This is a genomic window from Mariniflexile aquimaris (assembly GCF_042676825.1).
Taxonomy (GTDB): Bacteria; Bacteroidota; Bacteroidia; order Flavobacteriales; family Flavobacteriaceae; genus Mariniflexile; species Mariniflexile aquimaris.
Genome location: NZ_JBHTIB010000015.1, coordinates 22832 through 43655, shown reverse-complemented (window position 1 = coordinate 43655; position 20824 = coordinate 22832). Strand labels below are relative to the sequence as shown.

19 protein-coding genes are annotated in these 20824 nt (G+C 34.3%); 6 read left to right on the top strand and 13 right to left on the bottom strand.

The features are described 5' to 3' along the window. Positions 1-201: 201 nt before the first annotated feature. Both ACFQ0I_RS14210 and ACFQ0I_RS14205 read right to left on the bottom strand, forming a co-directional pair. Positions 202-1203 (bottom strand): DUF6340 family protein, encoded by a 1002-nt coding sequence (locus tag ACFQ0I_RS14210; RefSeq protein WP_379943363.1) that lies wholly within the window; start codon positions 1201-1203, stop codon positions 202-204. Between the two features lie 137 nt (positions 1204-1340). Further along, complete coding sequence (locus tag ACFQ0I_RS14205; protein ID WP_379943362.1) at positions 1341-2621, bottom strand: NAD(P)/FAD-dependent oxidoreductase; 1281 nt, start codon at positions 2619-2621, stop codon at positions 1341-1343. A gap of 130 nt (positions 2622-2751) precedes the next feature. Between ACFQ0I_RS14205 and ACFQ0I_RS14200 the strand changes: the two genes are divergently transcribed. Both ACFQ0I_RS14200 and ACFQ0I_RS14195 read left to right on the top strand, forming a co-directional pair. Then, positions 2752-3246: an RNA polymerase sigma factor gene (locus tag ACFQ0I_RS14200; protein WP_379943360.1), complete on the top strand. Its 495-nt coding sequence runs from the start codon at positions 2752-2754 to the stop codon at positions 3244-3246. Positions 3247-3250: 4 nt separating this feature from the next. Next, positions 3251-3886 (top strand): hypothetical protein, encoded by a 636-nt coding sequence (locus ACFQ0I_RS14195; protein WP_379943358.1) that lies wholly within the window; start codon positions 3251-3253, stop codon positions 3884-3886. An 83-nt stretch (positions 3887-3969) separates the two neighbouring features. On the opposite strand, the gene ACFQ0I_RS14190 is transcribed toward ACFQ0I_RS14195, so the two are convergent. Then, the gene (locus ACFQ0I_RS14190; protein WP_379943356.1) at positions 3970-4560 is read right to left on the bottom strand and encodes a pseudouridine synthase; all 591 of its coding nucleotides are present in this window, start codon (positions 4558-4560) and stop codon (positions 3970-3972) included. A 256-nt stretch (positions 4561-4816) separates the two neighbouring features. After that, on the bottom strand, positions 4817-7114 hold the full coding sequence (locus tag ACFQ0I_RS14185; protein ID WP_379943354.1) for a type IA DNA topoisomerase: 2298 nt from the start codon (positions 7112-7114) through the stop codon (positions 4817-4819). 224 nt (positions 7115-7338) lie between these two features. Between ACFQ0I_RS14185 and ACFQ0I_RS14180 the strand changes: the two genes are divergently transcribed. Further along, positions 7339-8592 (top strand): toxin-antitoxin system YwqK family antitoxin, encoded by a 1254-nt coding sequence (locus tag ACFQ0I_RS14180; RefSeq protein ID WP_379943352.1) that lies wholly within the window; start codon positions 7339-7341, stop codon positions 8590-8592. 40 nt (positions 8593-8632) lie between these two features. Here the strand turns inward: ACFQ0I_RS14180 and ACFQ0I_RS14175 are convergent, their stop codons facing one another. The 4 genes from ACFQ0I_RS14175 to ACFQ0I_RS14160 all read right to left on the bottom strand — a co-directional run bounded on the left by ACFQ0I_RS14175 (position 8633) and on the right by ACFQ0I_RS14160 (position 11058). Continuing rightward, positions 8633-9358: an acyl-CoA desaturase gene (locus ACFQ0I_RS14175; protein WP_379943351.1), complete on the bottom strand. Its 726-nt coding sequence runs from the start codon at positions 9356-9358 to the stop codon at positions 8633-8635. Positions 9359-9418: 60 nt separating this feature from the next. After that, positions 9419-9991 (bottom strand): Crp/Fnr family transcriptional regulator, encoded by a 573-nt coding sequence (locus ACFQ0I_RS14170; RefSeq protein ID WP_379943349.1) that lies wholly within the window; start codon positions 9989-9991, stop codon positions 9419-9421. Between the two features lie 70 nt (positions 9992-10061). Continuing rightward, positions 10062-10574: a hypothetical protein gene (locus ACFQ0I_RS14165; RefSeq protein WP_379943348.1), complete on the bottom strand. Its 513-nt coding sequence runs from the start codon at positions 10572-10574 to the stop codon at positions 10062-10064. Positions 10575-10689: 115 nt separating this feature from the next. After that, entirely contained in the window at positions 10690-11058 is a 369-nt protein-coding gene (locus tag ACFQ0I_RS14160) for a DMT family protein (protein WP_379943346.1), read from the bottom strand. A gap of 330 nt (positions 11059-11388) precedes the next feature. On the opposite strand from ACFQ0I_RS14160, the gene ACFQ0I_RS14155 reads away from it, so the two are divergent. Further along, complete coding sequence (locus ACFQ0I_RS14155) at positions 11389-13461, top strand: hypothetical protein (protein WP_379943345.1); 2073 nt, start codon at positions 11389-11391, stop codon at positions 13459-13461. 127 nt (positions 13462-13588) lie between these two features. Here the strand turns inward: ACFQ0I_RS14155 and ACFQ0I_RS14150 are convergent, their stop codons facing one another. The 3 genes from ACFQ0I_RS14150 to ACFQ0I_RS14140 form a co-directional block, all read right to left on the bottom strand. Beyond that, positions 13589-16216 (bottom strand): MGH1-like glycoside hydrolase domain-containing protein, encoded by a 2628-nt coding sequence (locus tag ACFQ0I_RS14150; RefSeq protein ID WP_379943343.1) that lies wholly within the window; start codon positions 16214-16216, stop codon positions 13589-13591. A gap of 279 nt (positions 16217-16495) precedes the next feature. Then, positions 16496-17293, bottom strand: coding sequence for a lysophospholipid acyltransferase family protein (locus ACFQ0I_RS14145; RefSeq protein ID WP_379943341.1), 798 nt, complete (start codon positions 17291-17293; stop codon positions 16496-16498). 52 nt (positions 17294-17345) lie between these two features. Then, positions 17346-17987, bottom strand: a complete 642-nt coding sequence (locus ACFQ0I_RS14140) for an NUDIX hydrolase (protein WP_379943340.1) — start codon at positions 17985-17987, stop codon at positions 17346-17348. A gap of 5 nt (positions 17988-17992) precedes the next feature. On the opposite strand from ACFQ0I_RS14140, the gene ACFQ0I_RS14135 reads away from it, so the two are divergent. Both ACFQ0I_RS14135 and ACFQ0I_RS14130 read left to right on the top strand, forming a co-directional pair. Beyond that, positions 17993-18706: a peptidylprolyl isomerase gene (locus tag ACFQ0I_RS14135; RefSeq protein WP_379943338.1), complete on the top strand. Its 714-nt coding sequence runs from the start codon at positions 17993-17995 to the stop codon at positions 18704-18706. A 14-nt stretch (positions 18707-18720) separates the two neighbouring features. Continuing rightward, complete coding sequence (locus ACFQ0I_RS14130) at positions 18721-19341, top strand: class I SAM-dependent methyltransferase (RefSeq protein WP_379943336.1); 621 nt, start codon at positions 18721-18723, stop codon at positions 19339-19341. 37 nt (positions 19342-19378) lie between these two features. On the opposite strand, the gene ACFQ0I_RS14125 is transcribed toward ACFQ0I_RS14130, so the two are convergent. Together ACFQ0I_RS14125 and ACFQ0I_RS14120 are read right to left on the bottom strand one after the other, a co-directional pair. Beyond that, the gene (locus tag ACFQ0I_RS14125; protein WP_379943334.1) at positions 19379-19996 is read right to left on the bottom strand and encodes a trimeric intracellular cation channel family protein; all 618 of its coding nucleotides are present in this window, start codon (positions 19994-19996) and stop codon (positions 19379-19381) included. A 95-nt stretch (positions 19997-20091) separates the two neighbouring features. Next, the gene (locus ACFQ0I_RS14120) at positions 20092-20817 is read right to left on the bottom strand and encodes an RDD family protein (RefSeq protein WP_379943332.1); all 726 of its coding nucleotides are present in this window, start codon (positions 20815-20817) and stop codon (positions 20092-20094) included. Positions 20818-20824 lie beyond the last annotated feature (7 nt).

The window sequence follows — 20824 nt, the reverse complement described above, 5'->3', positions numbered from 1 at the left end:
TTCGTTTTTGATGATGGAACAAAATTGAACATAAACACTCAATATACAAATTACAATTACCCGAACTGTAGAATATAAATGATGAATTGTGTTTTAGGATTTAACAATAAAAAAGATCTTGTAAATAAAAACACCGCAATTAAAACCCTTGAAGTCAGGTATTAATAACGGTGCTTAATAATATTATTTTTAGCTAATCAATTACATCTCAAATCGCTTTCGTTTAAGGAGTATTTTAGCATAATCACGACTTAATTTATCGCCATAGTTTCTATATGCCGTTTGTGCCCATTCTAATGCCAAATTGGTATCGCCCAGAACTTCATAAGACACCGCAATATTTAAAGCAGCCATACCTGCCGATTTACCACCTTTATCAACGACCTCTTTCCACACAGCAATTGCATCATGCCATTTAGCAACTTCCGCAGAGCGCCAACCCGCATTAAAACGATTCTTGTCGCTACCTTTTCCTTTTTTATACATATCGCGTCTTACCTTATAATACCTTGGCAAAAATCGTTCGATATAATCTATGCCGGCTGCATAGGCTGTTTCAGACAACACACCAGGAGCTGGTAAGCCATTAACCAAATTAAAATTCATGTAAAACGTTTGTTGGTACTGATCTGAAATTGTTTTACTATACGGATCATAAAGCCTCCAATAGCTTTTAACATCCACTCTTACATGATTTGGCAAAATCTTACCCGGTTTGCCATTTGTTAGCACCGAAGAAACTTGGTTAGCTACCGCTGATCTTATAATATCGGAATTAGAATCGAAGGTTTCTAAAACCAAAAGCGCATCGGCATCAGATTTTTTACACATCTCAGACACCAGCTTCCAATTAAGCAATTCCGGAGTCTGCCGTGTTCCGGTTCCATAAATTCTTAAAGTGTCTGGCAGTATAATATTAAGATAACTTTTGTTTCGAATGCCATCAAAAACACCCTTAATAGCTTCATCGGACGCCAGTTTATCAGAACCAGCAACTTCTCCAGTTACTATAGATTCTAGTTTTTCAGATTGCTTATCCGCACCCTTTGTTAAAGAACGGTTTACAACCAAAATATTAGTAATTCCTTCCGGCAAAATAACCGCAGGTTCTTGAGGATAATTTAAGTTTACAAAGCCTGTACTGCCGCATGATGCAAGCAGTAACGCAAGTAATGATACATACAAAAAGTAGATTTTTTTCATAATGGTAGATTTATTGGGTTAGGCTATTAAAACAATAAATATGCCACAATATTTTGGAAATCTAGCAAGAAGTGAAAAAATAAATGAATTAAGCTCTAAAAATCGAAAACGTCACCAATCGAATTAAATAGAAAAAACTATTTCTTCAATTTATTAAACGGACGAATAATAAGTCTCGCGGCCTTATCAAAATTAATGTAATTATAGCACCAATTAAAGAACACGACTACTCTATTTCTAAATCCTACTAAAGCCATAAGGTGCACAAACATCCAAACAAACCATGCAAAAAATCCACCAAATTTAAAATGTTTTAGATCGACTACAGCTTTATTTCTACCCACTGTTGCCATCGATCCTTTGTCAACATATTTAAATTCTTTTAATGGTTTTCCAGCAATTAATTTAAGAATGTTTTTACCTAAAAGCTGTCCTTGTTGTATGGCCGGTTGCGCCACCTGTGGGTGTCCGTTAGGGTAATCTTCTGTTGCCATTAAAGCAATATCTCCTAAAGCAAAAATATTAGAATAGCCTTCTACTTGGTTATACGTATTTACTTTATATCTGTTGGCACGCTCCAATAAGGCATCGGCTTTTAAACCTTTCACCGTATCGCCAGTAACTCCAGCTGCCCAAATTAAAGTTTCAGATTCTAATTCTAAACTTAAATTGGTAGTTACCTTTTTGCCATCATAATCTTTTACAAATGTATTACAATGCACCAGTACGCCTAATTTGGTAAGAAATCGCGCTGCTTTTTTAGAGGCTTCTTCACTCATGCTTGGCAGCACGCGTGGACTACCTTCTAGCAAGTAAATCTGCATGTCTGAAGCAATCAAATCGCGATAATCTTTAGGTAAAATATGGTTTTTCAATTCTGCAATAGCACCAGCAAGTTCAACCCCTGTTGGACCGCCTCCTACAATAACAAAATTTAAAAGAGCTTTTCTGGTAGCTATATCTTCGGTAATTGCTGCCTGTTCAAAATTTTGTAAAATCAAACTTCTAATATTTAAAGCCTGAGGCACTTTTTTCATGGGCATACTGTAGGTTTCAATAGCCTTATTACCAAAATAATTTGTTTTAGTACCGGTTGCAATTACTAAGTAATCAAACGAAATAACACCTATATCGGTATGTAATTCATTAGCATCGGCGTCAATACTTCGTACTTTCGTCATACGGAAATACATGTTTTTATAACGCTTTATTATTTTTCTTAGTGGATACGCAATAGAATCTGGCTCTAATCCGGCCGAAGATACTTGATACAATAATGGTTGAAACGTATGGTAATTTCGCTTATCTATTAAAACAACTTGTACAGGTTTGTTACCTAATGCTTTTGCTAAATTAATACCTGCAAAACCACCACCTATTATTACAACTCTTGGAACACTTACTTGGGGAATATTCATAATCTTTAAAAAAAAATAAGCCGCAAAGATATAATGCAATAATTAAAAATGCTCTATTTAAAATATTATTTTTATCAAGTTGTAACATTTTAAAACATTAAGCTACTTACAGAGTAACTAACCTATCGATTTGAATAAAGAACTAGAACATAGTTTTGTTGAATTGCTTGAAAAGCATCAAAATATAATACACAAGGTATGCCGTTTGTATACCAATAATTATGATGCACACAACGATTTATTTCAGGAAATAACCATTCAACTTTGGCGTGCGTATCCAAAATTTCGTGGCGATGCCAAGTTTAGTACCTGGATGTATCGCGTTGGTTTAAATACGGCCATTACGCTATACAGAAAATCGAAACGAACCATAAACACGCAAGAATTTAATACCGTAGAATTTAAAATAACCGCCGAAGCTTATGATGACACCGAAGAACAACAACTTAAAGTGCTCTACAAAGCTGTACACCAATTAAACGACATTGAAAAAGCACTCATTTTCTTGTATTTAGAAGACAAAAATTATAGCGAAATAAGTGAAACCATGGGTATCAGTGAGGTGAATGCCAGAGTGAAGATGAATCGAATTAAAAACAAACTTAAAACCATACTTAATCCGTAACCATATGGATGAATTAGATATACTCAAAAAAGACTGGAACAAAGAAAAGCCAGAGCATAAAAAACTATCTACGCAAGAGATATACCCCATGCTGCATAAAAAATCGTCGTCTATAGTAAAGACACTTTTTTATATAAGCATTGCCGAACTTGTATTTTGGATATTAATTAACACAATCCCGTATTTTACCTCAGATAGTTATAAACAACGCCTTGATGCGATTTACACCAACGACACTATATTTACCATTTTAAACATATTTAGCTACGCCATTATATTGCTTTTTATCTACTTATTATTTAAAGCACACAAAGCCATTTCGGTAACCGACAATGCTAAAAAACTCATGGAAAGCATCTTAAAAACCCGAAAAGTAATTAAATACTACGTCATCTATAATTTAGTAATGGCATTTGTATCCATTGTAATAGGCATTTATTTCGCAACTATCCTAGACCCTAAAGTATCCGATAATTTTACGCATTTCGAAGGTGTAGAAACCATAATAACTTACGGCATATTTATTATAGCCACGGCCATCTTTATTTTTATTATCTGGCTATTTTACAGACTTTTATACGGATTGTTATTAAAACGCCTTAACCGAAATTACAAAGAATTAAAAAAACTGGAAGTTTAAAAAGTATTTGGGCGTTACCGCAAGGGTCGGGCTTTGCACTATATCTTTTTCTCGTGCCTCAAAAAAGGATGCCGTTTCAATCCCTAACGCAGAAAATCCGTTACCTCAACAACAGCACCAACTGGCATCGTGTTCAGTTGTATTGTTCCTACCCGCACTCGCACCAATCGTAAGGTAGGAAACCCAACGGCCGAAGTCATTTTTCGAACTTGCCTAAACTTACCTTCGTTTAAAGTTATCGAAATCCATGACGTTGGTCCGTGCCTGTCATCTCTAATCTTTTGAGACCGTACTGGTAAATTTGGCGGTTCATTTAATTTAAAAACTTTGCATGGTTTGGTTTGGTACTTTCTGCCTTCAAAACCAATTTCTACACCAGCTTTTAATTGCTCAATGGCTTCCAAAGAAATATCACCGTTTACTTGGGCATAATATTCTTTATCAACTTTTTTACTATTAATAAAATCGCTCATTTTACCATCGGTAGTGAGTAATAATAAGCCTTCCGATTTTTCATCTAACCTACCAATAGCCATAATCCCTTCAGGAAAATCAAATAATTCGCCTAAAAACTTTTTAGATTGTTGCTTGCTGGCATTGCTGGCAAACTGACTTAAATACCCGTACGGTTTGAAAATTATAAAATGGCGATGTATGGTGTCTTGTTCGGGCATTTAATTTTTTAAATTCATTTTCTTAAATGTCAGGTCGAGCGCAGTCGAGACCTCTTTTTTAATTGCGGCAGCAATAAAACCTCCTCTCGACTGCGCTCGAGGGGACATCGTTTAATTATACCAAAAAACTACTGTTTTCGTCCTTGTGAGCTTTATCATTAAAAAAAGCGAAGCAATCTTTTAAATTGAATCTGAATCAAAAAAAATGATTGAAGCACAAACAGATTACTTCGTCGTAATTCCTTCGGAATAACAACTAGACGCTTTCATTTAAAATTTTAAACACCAATTCTTTAGTCGCTTTTTCTCCGTTCATTTTTTCTCTTACCGTCTCAAAAGTTACTTTAAAATCACAGCCTTGTTTATAGCTACTACAACCATACGCGGTGTTTCCTTTAATTACCGTTCCTTTTTTACATTTGGGGCAAGTCAATTCATCAGGAATTGCCTTAAGTTTTTCTGCTTTTCTCTTCGGTTCAAATTTCAGCTTGAAATTTTCGTCGAAACGCAACAACCCTTCCACGGTGCCGGTACTTATTTTAAAATCTTTTAAATTCACCGTCGAACCCTTTTTAAGTAATCGTAAATATTGATTCTCAGATATTTTTTTATCGGCATAAGTAAATGGTAATACAAAATCGCAACCCGCTTTATAATTACCGCATCCATAAGCCGATTTCCCTTTTATAATGGTTGCTTTTTTGCATTTCGGACACACTTCTGCCAAAATACCAGCGGCTTTCTTTTGCTCTGCTTTGGCTTCCCGTTTTTTTACGGTTGCTGCATGCGATATATTGGCGCGTGTGGTTTCACTGCGCACTTCGTACACCAAAGCATCTACCATGCGTTTCATGTTATTTATAAATGCACTAGCTGTAAATGTGCCTTTTTCAATATCTTTTAATTGCTTTTCCCAAGAGCCCGTTAGTTCTGCCGATTTTAACAAATCATTCTGAATCGTATCAATTAACTGAATGCCTGTTTGGGTTGGCAACACCTGCTTTTTATTTCTAATTATGTATTTGCGTTTAAAAAGTGTTTCTATAATATTGGCGCGGGTAGATGGTCGTCCAATACCGTTTTCTTTCATTAAATCCCGTAATTCTTCATCGTCTACTTCTTTTCCTGCGGTTTCCATGGCACGTAATAACGAAGCTTCTGTAAACTGATTGGGTGGCTTGGTTTCCTTTTCTAAAAACGAGGGTTCGTGTGGTCCTTTTTCGCCTTTTACAAATGTTGGTAAAACATCGGGTTCTTTTTCTTTGCCATTTGGGTCTTCAAAAACCACGCGCCAGCCTTTTTTTAGTATTTCCTTTCCCGTGGTTTTAAAAGAAACATCGGCTGCTTTCCCAATAACGGTGGTGTTAGATACGTCGCAATCATCATAAAAAACTGCAATAAAACGCTTCACTATAATATCATACACCTGTTGTTGGTTGTAGGGTAAATTACTTTGCATCCCAGTGGGGATAATGGCATGGTGATCGGTGACTTTTTTATCGTTAAAAACCTTGGGCGATTTTTTAATCTTTTTTCCTAAAAGCGGTTGTGTTAAAGCAGCATAATTAGTTAACTTTTGCAAAATGCCCGTTACTTTTGGGTAAATATCGTTTGGTAAAAACGTGGTATCTACTCTGGGGTAGGTAATTACTTTTTGCTCGTAAAGGGTTTGTGCTATTTTAAGCGTATCCTCTGCCGAAAATCCAAATCTGGTGTTACAATACACCTGCAAACCCGTTAAATCGAACAGTTTTGGGGCATATTCGTTACCTTTCTTTTTTTCGATAGACACAATTTCGAAATCGCTTTCCTTTACTCTATTTGCTAACAGTTCGCCGTCTTCTTTATTCAAAAATCGCCCTTCTTCATAGCTGAAAAGCGTTTCCCTGTACATAGTTTGCAACTCCCAATAAGGCTGTGGCTTAAAATTTTCTATTTCTTTAAATCTATTAACAACCATGGCCAAAGTTGGAGTTTGCACACGCCCGATAGACAATACCTGCTTATATCCACCGTGTTTTACAGTATATAATCGGGTGGCATTCATACCCAATAACCAGTCGCCAATGGCTCTGGAAAACCCTGCGTAGTATAAATTATCGTAGTTGGCTGATGGCTTTAGGTTTTCAAATCCTTCTTTAATGGCTTCGGTGGTTAACGAAGAAATCCATAAACGTTTTACTTCTCCCTTGTATTTAGCCTCATTCATTACCCAACGCTGAATAAGCTCTCCTTCTTGACCAGCATCCCCACAGTTAATAACTACTTCAGCTTTATCAAATAAACTTTTTACTATTTTAAATTGCTTCTGGATGCCCGAATTTGCTACCACCTTAGTTTCAAACTTTTCAGGAAGCATCGGCAAATTATTTAAATCCCAGCTTTTCCAGTAGGGTTTATAATCGTTGGGTTCTTTTAAAGTACATAAATGCCCAAAAGTGTAAGTTACCGCATAACCATTGCCCTCGTAATACCCATCGCGCTTGGTATTAGCTCCTAAAACGGATGCAATTTCGCGTGCTACACTTGGTTTTTCGGCTATACAGACCTTCATTTTAATTACATTTTTGCGTGCTGCAAAATAGGAATTTAGAAGTTGGTTTTGAAACAGAATTGTTAGGAGTTATTAACGATTAAAAAACATATTCATAGTGTTTTTATCCCAAAACCGATGCTAATTTAAAAAATGAAACCTGAAATGAAATAAATAAATTTTTACAAAAAAATTCAATTTAAACTTTTAAAAATTAAATTTACTTTATCGAACAAAATCATGTCATGAGAAAGATTTTTGCAGTTATTTTTTGCTTGTGTTCTATAATAATTTACGCGCAAGACAGTAAGCAGGATAAGGCTTATTACCCCGCTGGAACCATCAAAGCAAAGCGAACGCACCATGCAAATCATGAAAAATGCGAATATTGGTATTATTATGAAAACGGTAATCTGAAATCTACCGGATACAACTTTGAATATAAATCTGAAGGCAAAAACAAACGAGATAAAGTCGGGAAATGGAATTATTTTCGTGAAGACGGCAGCCTTATAAATGAAGGTCTTTATGAAAAGAACAAAAAAATCGGGGAATGGAAATACTATAATGAAAAAGGGAATCTATCTCATTATGGAATTTATGAAAATGGTGAAAGAACGGGTATTTGGAGCTACTTGAATGACAACGGGAATGTAAAACGCTATGGTGGTTTTAAAAACAAAAAAGCATTTGGCGAATGGCATTATTTTTCTGAGAATGGAACTTTAATAAAAAAAGGCATTCTTGAAGAAGGAAAGAAATCTGGTGAGTGGCAGTTTTATAATAACAATGGCCAATTAACTTCGATTGGTTCTTATAAAAATGGAGAAGAAATTGGGCTTTGGAACTACTTTTATGACAACGGAGTCTTATCAAAAGCTGGATACTTTGAAAACGGAAATGCTACGAGCCAATGGAAGTTTTATGATAACCTTGGTAATCTTACTCATGAAGGGTTTTACCAAAACGGCAAAAAGTCTGGTCTTTGGAAAAATTACGATAAAGATGGCACTTTAGTTACATCTGGAAGTTTTGAAGACAATGAGGCTGTTGGAATTTGGACTTTTTATCATGACACAATTGAAGGCTATTATACAAAACAATTTGTGAATGGAAATCCAACTCGTAAAATTTCATTTTATAATCAAGAAGGTGTTTTACAACGTATTGGTGAGCATGACGGAGATATGATGGAAGGTAAATGGCAATGGTTTGATGCTAATGGAAACATCACCAAAACAGCGCATTTCTCAAAGAATCTGCAAACTGGCGTATGGGAATCCTTTTATGAAAATGGCATTACAAACCAAAAAGGTTATGCTTTAAATGGCAAAGCAGAAGGATTAGAAAAAAACTATCACGAAAACGGCAATTTATATTCTACCGGAAAATTTAAAAATGGCTTGATGCATGGCGAATGGAAATATTATGACGAAGAAGAAACCTATGTCAAATCGGTGTTTTATGACAATGGGGTAATAATCCCAAACAACAATTAAACACTGCTTCTATAGTATTCGGCATAACAGTTTCAAAAAATTACTGTACAAACTTGATAACTCCCAATTTATTAAGAATGCGCATAATAAAATATGTGGGATCGAATTCATGCCATCTCACCCCAAAATTAGGACGACCACCGTGTTTATGATGGTTATTGTGATACGCTTCTCCCATCATTAAAAAATCGAAAGGCAATAAGTTTTTAGAAGTGTCTTTTACTTTAAAATTCACGTAACCATAAATATGTGCGTACCAGTTAATAATAACCCCATGAATAGGCGCCATTAAAACAATAATTGGTAAAAATAACCATTGCCACCAAGCGGTTGCAAATTGTAAAAAGAATAAAACATAAAGCGCCGTCCATATCACTCTTGAAATTCTTGAACTCGCCATTCTATCAAAAGCTAACCATTGTGGTACATTTTTGGTAAATTTTTCGTCAACTTTAATGCGTTGCTGATTAATATCTTGATACACATTTTTTGTGCGCCACATCATTTTCAACACATTTTCATCAAACTTAGGTGAATGCGGATCCTTTTCTGTATCGGCATACGCATGATGCATTCTATGCATAACCCCATAACCATACGCACTTAGGTAATTAGAACCTTGGAATAACCACGTTAATACATAAGTAACCTTTTCTGCGGTTTTAGACATGGTAAATGTTTGATGCGCCGCATATCTATGAAGAAAAAATGTTTGAAAAAACAATCCTCCATACCATAAAATGATTAATAAGTATATAACTTCCATGTCCTTTTAATTTAAAATGCAAAATTAAAGGGAATGAATTACCGACACAATGAACTCAAGTTAAGAAATACGTTTTCGAATTCTACTTAAAGCCTGTGGTGTAACCCCTATATACGAGGCTATATACTTTAATGGGATTTGTTTAATAATATTCGGTCGTTCTTCAAATAAATTCATGTACCGTTGCTCCGCAGTATCGTTTAATAAAGATTGTTCTCTTTTAGATTTAATTAAAAACAATTTTTCGGCAGTAAAACGCCCAATGGTATTTCCAATTTTAGTAGTACGATACACGTCTTGCAAATCTGCGTAACTAATACTCCAAAGCGTGGTATCCATTAAGGTTTCCAACTGATATAAGGTTGGTGTTTGGGTTAAAAAAGAATCATATGCACTTACAAATTCGCCCTGTAAACAAAAGCCAAAGGTTATTTCTTTTTCTTCATCAGCCTTCGGAATAAACAATCGAACCCCGCCTTTTTCTATAAATGAAATATAGTTTTCAATATCGCCAACATTAAGAAAAATATTTTTTTTCGAAAATTCTCGCTTAATGAGACGCGATGAAAAATAATTCCAATCGGCATCATCTACCTCAACAATCGTTTCTAAATAGCTTCTTAATTTTTTCATTAAAACCTAAAAATTACAACCCGCAAATTAAAAAATTATCATAGTTAGGCCTTAATAATAAGTCTCTTTTTTAAATAAAAATTAAAATGAGCGATAACACAACGCCACCAATGGTAAAATAAATTCCCTTTTTAAAAATTGTTGTTTTTGGCAAATACATCCAGAATGAAGACAACACAAAAAACAGAAGCGATAACCCAAAGAAAATGTTTAGAAAAAATAACGGTTGACTAGAATTGGATTTATGAAGTTGTGCCATTTTATCGAGCACAAAAGGTAATTTTTTAGTAGTGTAGTTTGCGACTCCGGTTTTGGTATTAAAAGTTCCTTCTTTAAAATAAGCGATGTCGTTTTCCACCTTCTCAATTTTTAAATCTCTGATTTTTAACTGATTTCCTAACTTGTTAAAATTGACTTTACCAGGTATCGTTTTTTCTACAACTTGCTCCGATTTTAAAAAATCGGTATCTCTAAAAATTAAAATAATACCACTTACGGCATATATGGCCATAATACCTGCTAAGAAAAACCCTAAATAACGATGAATAACTCGTACAGTAGTGTTTAATTTTTTTTGTTTCATGATGTGTAATCTAAAAAATATTTATAAAATTTAGACTATCAAAACTACTGTAGGTTTAATTAAAAGAGGGGTTATTTTTAAAAAATTTAAAACAATAACTTATCATACTGAACCATTACTTTTTAAACATAAAATACACTGCCAAGATTAAAAATAAAAAGGCGATAATATGATTGGTTCTAAACGTTTCTGTTTTAAACACGATTAAGGTAAAAACAGCAAAAACGACAAGTGTAATAACTTCTTGAATCACTTTTAACTGTAGCAACGAAAAAGGGCCACCATACCCTTTAAAACCAATTCTGTTAGCTGGAACTTGAAACATATACTCAAATAAAGCTACACCCCAACTTATCAACACAATGGCTATTAATCCTAACTTACTAAACCATTTCAATTCCGCGAATTTTAAATGCCCGTACCAAGCTACCGTCATAAACGTGTTGCTTAAAATTAACAATCCAATGGTTAATAAACCTTTCATATCGTTTAAATTTTCGTTTTAAAACATGCTAAATTAAGATAATATTAATTTGTTTGACATGAAATTTTACTAGAGCTTGCAACTAAAAACCCAACTAGTTACAAAAATCGGCCTTCAGATAATTATTCAAAATGTTATCGCGAATAAACATGCTGCAATTGTGATTATTGTTACATAACTCGCTTGTAAAATATCGAGATTATTTATAAAAAAAGCCATACTTTTACACCCTTGTAAATTAAATTTTTACTTAATTTATAATTTCATAATTTTCAATACTTTACAATACAATTTAGCAAGTTTGTAGTATTTATTTTAATTAAATTACCTATGTCTAACAATATTCTTATTGAAGATCAGTACAAAAGAACCAGTTTATTCGAAAAAGAAAATGTAAATTATCTGGTTAGAGTTTTAAAACGTTTTAATACGGTACCCAAGATAAACAACATAAACATTATTACTTCTACCAGTGCCCCAGATGTTTTTAAAATCACTCCAAATAAATCGATTACCATTGGCACGGCATTTTTGAATAAACCTGTTTTAGCATTACTTTATTTAAGATATGGTATAGAATGGCAATTATGGTATAAAGCGTTGGGTGCAGATAAACAGGATACCGTTTTATGCGATATGGCTGCTCTTAAAGTAACTCGAATATTTTATAATTTATTGCCTAAAATTGATAAAGAAAAACTAGAATCACTTGATTATTTCTTGCTTAATTTAGTTAAAAGAGAAGACCGTTTGGATTCCGAAATGCTATCCACCGAAAACGAACTACAAGCGTTTCATGGGTTAAAAAACACTAATACTCAAATTAAAGAGTCGTGGGTGCCTATTCTTGAAAATCTGGCAAAACCTACAGAGTATTTATTAATGGCAGGTGGCGACCTTAGATTGAATATCGATGAAATTGAATTGCTTAATAAATATGGCTGCAGACCTTTTCCTAGACCTGATGCCTTTACTTTCGCCTCATCAACAGCAACAAGTGTATCGAATTTTGCCTTTGATAAAACCGATAAAGTTAGAAGTATTTTAATAAGTAACAGTTTAAAATATGGTTTTAAAAAAGCCACTTTAGAATTAGCCGAATTACTTAAAAATAACCTCAGAAAAATATTCAAATTAGATGACGCCTGCGAAATTATTTTTTCACCATCAGGCACCGATTCATCTCTTCAAATAGCGGCGATAACGCAAATTATTTCTGATAAAGAAATTACACATGTTTTAATAGCTTCAGACGAAACTGGCAGTGGGGTTCCTGCAGCATTAAAAGGCTGTCATTTCGAAAACACAACGGCGCTTAACTATCCTATTAAAAAAGGCGATAAAATAGAAGGTTTTAGAGATATAGAATTAATAAAAATTCCATTTAGAGACGAAAACGGCGCCTTAAAATCGTCTGCACAATTAGACGAAGAAGTATTTAATGCCGTTTCTAAAACGAATGACCTTGGCAGACATGTGGTACTGCATACCATGGATCAATCAAAATTAGGTTATCAATCACCTAGTGAAAAATTAATTAAAAAACTGAATACCATCGACAAATTATCGATGCAAATAATTGTAGATGGCTCACAGCTTAGATTAGACCCTAAAGACATACAGAATTATTTAAACAAAGGCTATATAGTTACCATAACGGGCAGTAAATACTTTACAGGCCCTCCATATTCAGGCGCCTTAATTTTACCGGAATGCGTGAGTAATTTAATCCTTTCTGCAGAAAATACTTTACCAAAAGGTTTAACCCAGTATTACAATCATTCCGATTGGCCAGCAACCTGGTTTTGTTCTCAAGATTTATCAGACGGCTATAATTATGGCTCCTATATGCGTTGGAATGCTGCCATAGTTGAAATGGACAGGTACTACAAAACACCTGTTTTATACAGAAATATGGGCATTGAAATGTTTTGCAATTTTGTGGATGATTCTATAAAAGATGCGACGTTTTTAGAACCGCTTTATGGCGACGAAACCAACACCAACACCTATAAAAGCAAAGAATTTGGTATTCGAAATATCCGTACCATTTTCCCGTTCTTTATCCTTAAAAACAACGAAGTATTATCAATAGACAACGTAAAGAAACTTTACACTTTATTAAATTCTGATTTATCTGATCAATTTGAAGATGCTCCGTTAGAAATTATTCGGCTTGCTGCCCAAAAATGTCATATCGGGCAAGCTGTTAATGTAAAATACGGCAACGATATTGAAAGTGCTATTTTAAGAATTAGTTTGGGTGCCAGAGTTATTTCAGAAAGCTGGGTAAACAGAGATATAAGTCTGTTTTTTAGAAATATAGAAGCACAAATGTCTCAAATTACTATCATTATTAAAAAGATTGAATTGATATTAAGTCATCCAAAATTATTGAAATAATTTACGAGTAAAACCGACTTCAAATATAACGTTAATGCATCTCGTATTTTTTTATAAGATGCATTAACTGTTTTTAGACGCTTCCTTAAAAAACCAATAAACTTAACTACCAATTATACACAGAGTTCTAATTAGAATCGGCGTGCATTTCCATAATTAAATTGGCTATTAAAGCGGTCCATCCTGTTTGGTGGGAAGCTCCTAATCCTTTACCGTTATCGCCATCAAAAAATTCATAAAATAAATGCAGGTTTTTAAAATGTTCGTCTGTTGAAAACTTCATTTCAGGATCGTCTGAATGATATTGAAACCTTCCATCTGAATTCACTTCAAATAGTTTTATTAATCGCTTAGTTATTTCGTTGGCAATTTCTTTTAAGTTAAGTTTTTTACCAGATCCGGTTGGAAATTCATATTGATAGGTTGGTCCGTAAAAGGTATAATACTTGCGCAAAGACTGAACAATCATATAATTTAATGGCATCCAAATTGGCCCACGCCAGTTCGAGTTACCACCAAACATGTTTGAGCGACTTTCACCAGGTTCGTATTGTATTTGATGATGCCCATGATGCTGAAACACGAACGGATGTTTTTCGTGGTACTTAGAAAGCGAACGTATGCCATAGTCTGAAAGAAACTCGTCTTCGTCCAGCAATCTTTTAAGAAGGTGTTCCAGCCTAAAACCGCGCATGATGGCAAAAAGATAGTTGCCATCGGCATTCGTTTCGTCTAAATTTGTAATTAAAGACGCCAGATCGGGTCGGGTTCGTATGATTTCATTCGCGCGAATTCGAAACTCCTTCAACTCTTCAAACAAATCTTTGTGCATAATTTCTACCGCAAACATCGGAATAACGCCCACTAAAGAGCGTACTTTTAAACGATCGGTAACGCCTGTAGACATTTCTACCACATCGTAATAAAAATTATCTTCGTCGTCCCAAAGCGATATATCTTTTTTACCAATATGATGCATTGCCCATGCGATATTTAAAAAATGCCTAAAAAATTTAGCTGCTGCTTCTTCGTAAATTTTATTGGTTTTAGAAAGTTCTAACGACATGCGAAGCATATTCAGTGTAAACATCGCCATCCAACTCGTAGCATCTGCCTGTTGCATGCGTGTAATACCTGGTGGCATATGGTTTCGGTCGAATACACCTATGTTATCCAATCCTAAAAATCCGCCTTCAAACAGGTCGGTTCCGCTTTTATCCTTTTGGTTTACCCACCAAGTAAAATTAATAAGTAGCTTTTGAAAAGCATTTTCTAAAAACATGGTATCTGCTTTACCAGTATAGTTTTTATCTTTTTCGTAAACATTCCATACTGCCCACGAATGCACTGGCGGGTTTACATCGCTAAAATTCCATTCGTATGCAGGAATTTGTCCGTTAGGATGCATGTAACTTTCTTTTAATACCAGCAACAACTGTTCTTTAGCAAAATAGGGATCGATTTCTACAAATGATGCCATATGAAATGCCAAATCCCACGCTGCATACCACGGATACTCCCATTTATCTGGCATGGAAATAATATGCCGGTTGGTTAAATGTTGCCAGTTATAATTTCTAAGGTTAGATCGGTGAGGTTTCGTTTCTCCAGGTTCGCCAAATAACCATTTAAAAACATCGTTATAATAAAATTGTTTGGTCCATAACAATCCAGAAAAAGCACTTTTAGCAATAGCTTGTTCCGATTTTGGAATCTTCGCATTTATCGTTTCATTATAAAATGCTTCACATTCCGATATTCTCAATTTAAAAATAGTATCAAAATCTACCCAAGGCTCGTCAACTTTATTTTTGCTTAAACGCACCTTTACGCTTTTTTCTTCGCCAGCTTTAAGTTTTAATTTATGCCATACTGCAAGTTTCGATCCGTTTTTTTCAGGATTTACCGTAGGTTTATTATCAACCACGTAATCATTAATACCGTCTTTAACATATTCCACTTCATTAGGAATATTATAAATTCGCTTATTATTGGTCTCGTTATCACAAAAAAGTTGTTCGCCCTTTTCATGATAAAAATAATACCTGCCATTTCTTGCACTTCGGGATATCACGCTGTTATCAGATAGTGCTTTTATTGTTGGTCTTGAATGTCTTTTATTATGCTTCCAAAAATTACGAAACCACAGATGTGGTAGCACATGAATATCGGCGGTTTTAGAACCCCTATTCACCACCGTAATTTTCAATAAAATATCATCCGTATTGGCTTTGGCATATTCTATAAAACAATCAAAATAAGCATTTTCATTGAAGCTACCAGTATCTAACAACTCGTATTCAAATTGATCTCTCCCAATTCTATTTCCACTTAACAAATCGCTATAAGGAAATTCCTTTTGTGGATATTTATAAAGATATTTACAGTATGAATGTGTTGGTGAAGACACTTGGTGAAAATATAGCTCTTTTACATCTTCCCCATGATTCCCTTGATTGTTGGTTAAACCAAAAAGACGTTCTTTTAAAATAGCATCTTTTCCATTCCAAAATGCCGGAGCTAAACATAATATTTCTCTAGAATCGCAAAAACCACCTATTCCTTCTTCGCCCCATCTGTAAGCATTACTCCGTGCCTTATCATGATCTACGCAATCCCAGGCATTTCCATGTTGGCTATAATCTTCACGAACCGTTCCCCATTGTCTTTCGGCTAAATACGGTCCCCATTTTTTCCAATATTTGTAATTGTCAGATATCGCTAATCGTTCTGCTTCTGTCCCTTTCTGAATCATGCTTAATATAAATTACTGTTCTGGTGTTTATTTATTTGAATGTATAAAATAACAACTTCACTCAAGATATTTGAATAAATAAACTTGACATATGCCATTTTTTGAATGTGTAAAATAAATATTTTTTTCTGAATGGCTTTAACCCAAGATAACTATTGTCTAATTGCCTTTTTTGTTAGAATTATTTTAATTTTTCGTAATAAATATTCGAAAAATTTAAAATACTACACAAACTAGCATTAGCTTATCTCACTTAAATAAAAAAAACAGATATTGTGATTACCAATTTCGAAGTTTATCCAGTTCTTCCTGAGCTTTTAATTCTTCTTGCGAAACAACTTTTAAGAATGACGGATGTTGCTCGATGGCATATTCTATTCGTTTTACAATCTCTTCGGTGGATTCGTTATCATAATCTATAACTAACGGCTCTTTAATTTCGAACGTTTGAAGAATATTTTTCTTTTTTATACGCAGTCCTTTTTTATCGAAAGAACGACGAAACCCATCTATCACAATAGGCACCACCACCGGTTTATAGCGTTTAATTATATGTGCCGTTCCTTTTCTAATTGGTTTAAAAGGTGTTGTGGTTCCTTGAGGAAAGGTTATAACCCAACCATCGTCTAAGGCTTTTCCAATATTACTAATATCGCTCATTTTTACCTGTCTGTTCACATCTTGCCCTTCTGCTCTCCAGGTACGTTCTATACTTATAGACCCAACATAAGCTAAAATTTTGGGCAATAATCCTGCTCTCATGGTTTCTTTAGCAGCCACATAATATATGTTAAGCTTTGGATTCCATAAATAACCTACATTTTTTATAGAATCGGTTCTGCCACTTAAACTCGCATTAAACACATGAAACATGGCAACCACATCGGCAAAGTATGTTTGGTGATTCGATATAAATAGTACGTTTGTGTCGGGTAAGGTCTTAATAATTTCAGAACCTTCTATTTGCAGTTCATTAAAGCCTCGAAAACGTTGGTGCGTAAGGACTCCTAGTATTCTTATGAGCCATTTTTTTACAATTAGTATATGCCCAAACGGATTTCGCTTAAATAATCCCATAAATCACTCCTCAAAAATTGGTTAGATGCTACAAATGTAATAATTCTATCGTTTACAAGAGTTGTTTTAGCACGTCTTTAATTTCGCTTAACATCATGGCGGTTGCTCCCCAAACTACATAATCATTTAATTTAAAAGCAGGAACCTCAACCTCAACACTATAGGAGGTTCGCACTTTCTTAGTTATTATGTTGGCATCATCAAAAAACTGGATTAAAGGCACCTCGATAATTCTTTCAACCTCCTCGTCTTGCTTAATAAACTGTGGTGTTTGTTTCGATATTCCTAAAAATGGCAACACATAAAAATTACTAGGTGGTATGTAAACTTCAGATAATTCGCAAACTACCTCAATTTGTTCCACAGGCACACCAATTTCTTCAAAAGTTTCTCTTACCGCTGCTGCCTGTAACGACACGTCAAACTTTTCCAGTTTTCCTCCTGGAAAAGCAACCTGCGCCGAATGCACGCCGCTATAGGTGTTTCTTAAAATCAGCACAAAATGTGTTTTAAAATTTTTATCAGGATAAAACAAAGCCATTACACCAGCCTTCTTAGCATATTTTATCGCCTCATTTTGTTGTTTAATTAATTCATGCCGAAACGGTGGCGCCATTTTAAACTGAGAAGCTTGGGCTGGAAGCGGGATATTCTTTATTTTTGAAATTGAAATTAAAAATTCATCAAAATTCATTCTCTATGCGCGTTATTCTACTTTTAAGTGTTTTTGTTTTATTTCTGAATTGTGAAGATAAGAAAACCACTAAGAAAAATAAGATAGATTCTTCACAAACTGTGAATACTGAAGAAGATTTTGTTGAAGACATGGAAGACACTACTTCGACTGCAAAACGACGTTATCCGGTACTTGATAGTAAAAAAGCGATGTATTTCTTTTTAGAATATGATAAGAACAACAAAGAAAACAAAGTCAGAATTACAACAGATTTGGGATCGATTGATATTTTATTATTCGAGGAGACAAAATACCATCGTGCTAACTTTATTTTTTTAACAAAACAGAACTATTTTAATGGCACACAATTTTATCGGGTAATCGATAATTTTATGATACAAGCAGGAAATAGCGATGATAAAAAAACAGCTAGAAAACGCGCTCATATTGGAAAATACTTATTGCCACCAGATACCAACAGAGGTTTTAAACACGACAGAGGTGTAATATCGATGCCTAGTAGCGAGATAGACAATCCGCATAAATTGGCTTCTCCGTTCGAGTTTTTTATAGTTCAACAAAAAGGAGGTGCGCACTTTTTAGATGGCGATTATACCATTTTTGGTAAAGTTATTAACGGAATGGATGTTGTTGATAAAATTGCAGCTGTAGAAACCGATGAATCCGACTGGCCTTTGCGCAATATATTTATACGAAAAGTAGAAATCATTAAATAAATTATAAATACGGCGTGAAAGACTTTTGGAATGCTAGATATAAAGAAAAAGCGTATGCCTATGGTAAAAACCCTAACCTATTCTTCAAGGATTCGCTAGATAAACTAAATGTATCAGGTAAAATCTTATTGCCCGCCGAAGGCGAAGGAAGAAACGCTGTTTACGCAGCAAAAAAAGGGTTGGATGTTTTAGCCTTTGATATTAGTGCTGAAGGTAAAAACAAAGCACTCAAGTTAGCACAATTAGAAAATGTTGAAATTGATTATCGGGTTGGTGAATTAAACCAACTGAATCTAAAAAAGAACAATTTTGATGTCCTTGCCTTAATTTATGCTCATTTTCCTGAAAATCAAAAAAAGGAGTTACACCAAGAACTTGTGAAATTAATAAAACCAAATGGCTATATAATTTTAGAAGGTTTTAGTGTCAATAACCTGGCTTATCGCGAAAAAAACCCCAACGTTGGTGGACCCGCCAATGCAAACATGTTATATTCGGTTGAAGAAATGAGAGATACCTTTAAAGATTTTGAAATCATTGAATTACAAGAGACCGAAGTGGAATTAAACGAAGGCCAGTTTCATAACGGTTTAGCTTGTGTAATACGATTTATTGGCAAAAAAATTGCATCCTAATTAACATACTAACCAATTAAATATCAAAAATAAACACCTAATTTTTCATTTCATGCTTATACAAACTAGGTAAGCTAATTTTAAATTTAACAGCAATTAAGCGAACAGCTATCACCACAGAACCCGCAATAACAAACACAAAATTATAGTCTATTGGAAACTTACGAAGTAAAAAATAGGTTAATCCGCCTAAAATACATGCGGTTGCATACACTTCTTTCCTAAAAATAACGGGTATTTCGTTACAAAGAATATCTCGAATAACACCTCCAAAACAAGCGGTTATTGTCCCTAACGATATGCAAATAATAGGATGCAAACCAATAGCTAGTCCTTTTTCTATCCCTACAACGGTATACAAACCAATTCCAATCGTGTCGAATAAAAACAAAGATGTTCTTAAAAAATCCAGCCGCTTTCTAAATATAATAGCAAAAATGGTAGCTCCTAAAATAGCATAAACATAAATCATGTTCACCATCCAAGTTACTGGTGTAAAACCTATTAACACGTCCCTTAACGTTCCACCACCAACAGAGGTTACAAAGGCTACAATAAGCACCCCAAACACATCCATTCTTTTTTCTAACGCGACCAACACCCCAGAAATGGCAAAGGCAAAGGTTCCAAGTATTTCTACAATCTGAAAAAACATATTTTTTGTAATTGATTTAGCCCATTTTAAACACTCACAAAGCGCGAGTCGTAAAATGATTGTTGTTTTTGCGATGGCAAAAGAAAACAATTCTTTTACATATTTTGGGTATAATAGTTATAATCTTTTAAAATAGTATTTAAAAATTCGATATCGTATAAAGGGGAATCTATATTTAGCACTTCCGATACTTTATTTCGCAATAAGGTAAGTGTTTTATAATCACGATTTTTCTTAGAAATTTGAAAAGTTTCTTTTATAATTCGAACATCTTTATCAGTGAGTTTTGTTACATTATTAAACACAGGTACATAATCCACATCAATATCTTCTAAAATGGTACTTGTAATTTTATGCTTTTGTTTCACACTAATAACCACAGTTCCTGCAGCGGCATCACCAATGCGTTGTTTTTTCTCAGAAAGCAACATACTTAAAACACCAATAGAAGCAAAAAATAACCAAACATCAACAATACGTAACATCCATCTAACCAATAAATTATACCATTCTGTTGGCGCGCCGTCTAAACGCACTACTTTAATTTTCATGATCATTTTACCCACGGTTTGCCCGTTAAAAATGATATGACAAAGCAACGAATAAAAGAAAGCTGGTAGTAAAAACAAGCCTAAAAATCCACGTTTAGTCCAACTATCGGTATCAAAAATTTCAGAGAGCTCTACTAAGTTTTCCATCATAGTAATATAGGTCAACAAAATAAGACCGTCTATTAAAAAAGCAACGAAGCGCTCTCCCACCCCAATTAATTTGTAATCTAAGTTTACATTTTGTGCTGTGTTAATTGCTAATCTGCTCATTGAAATG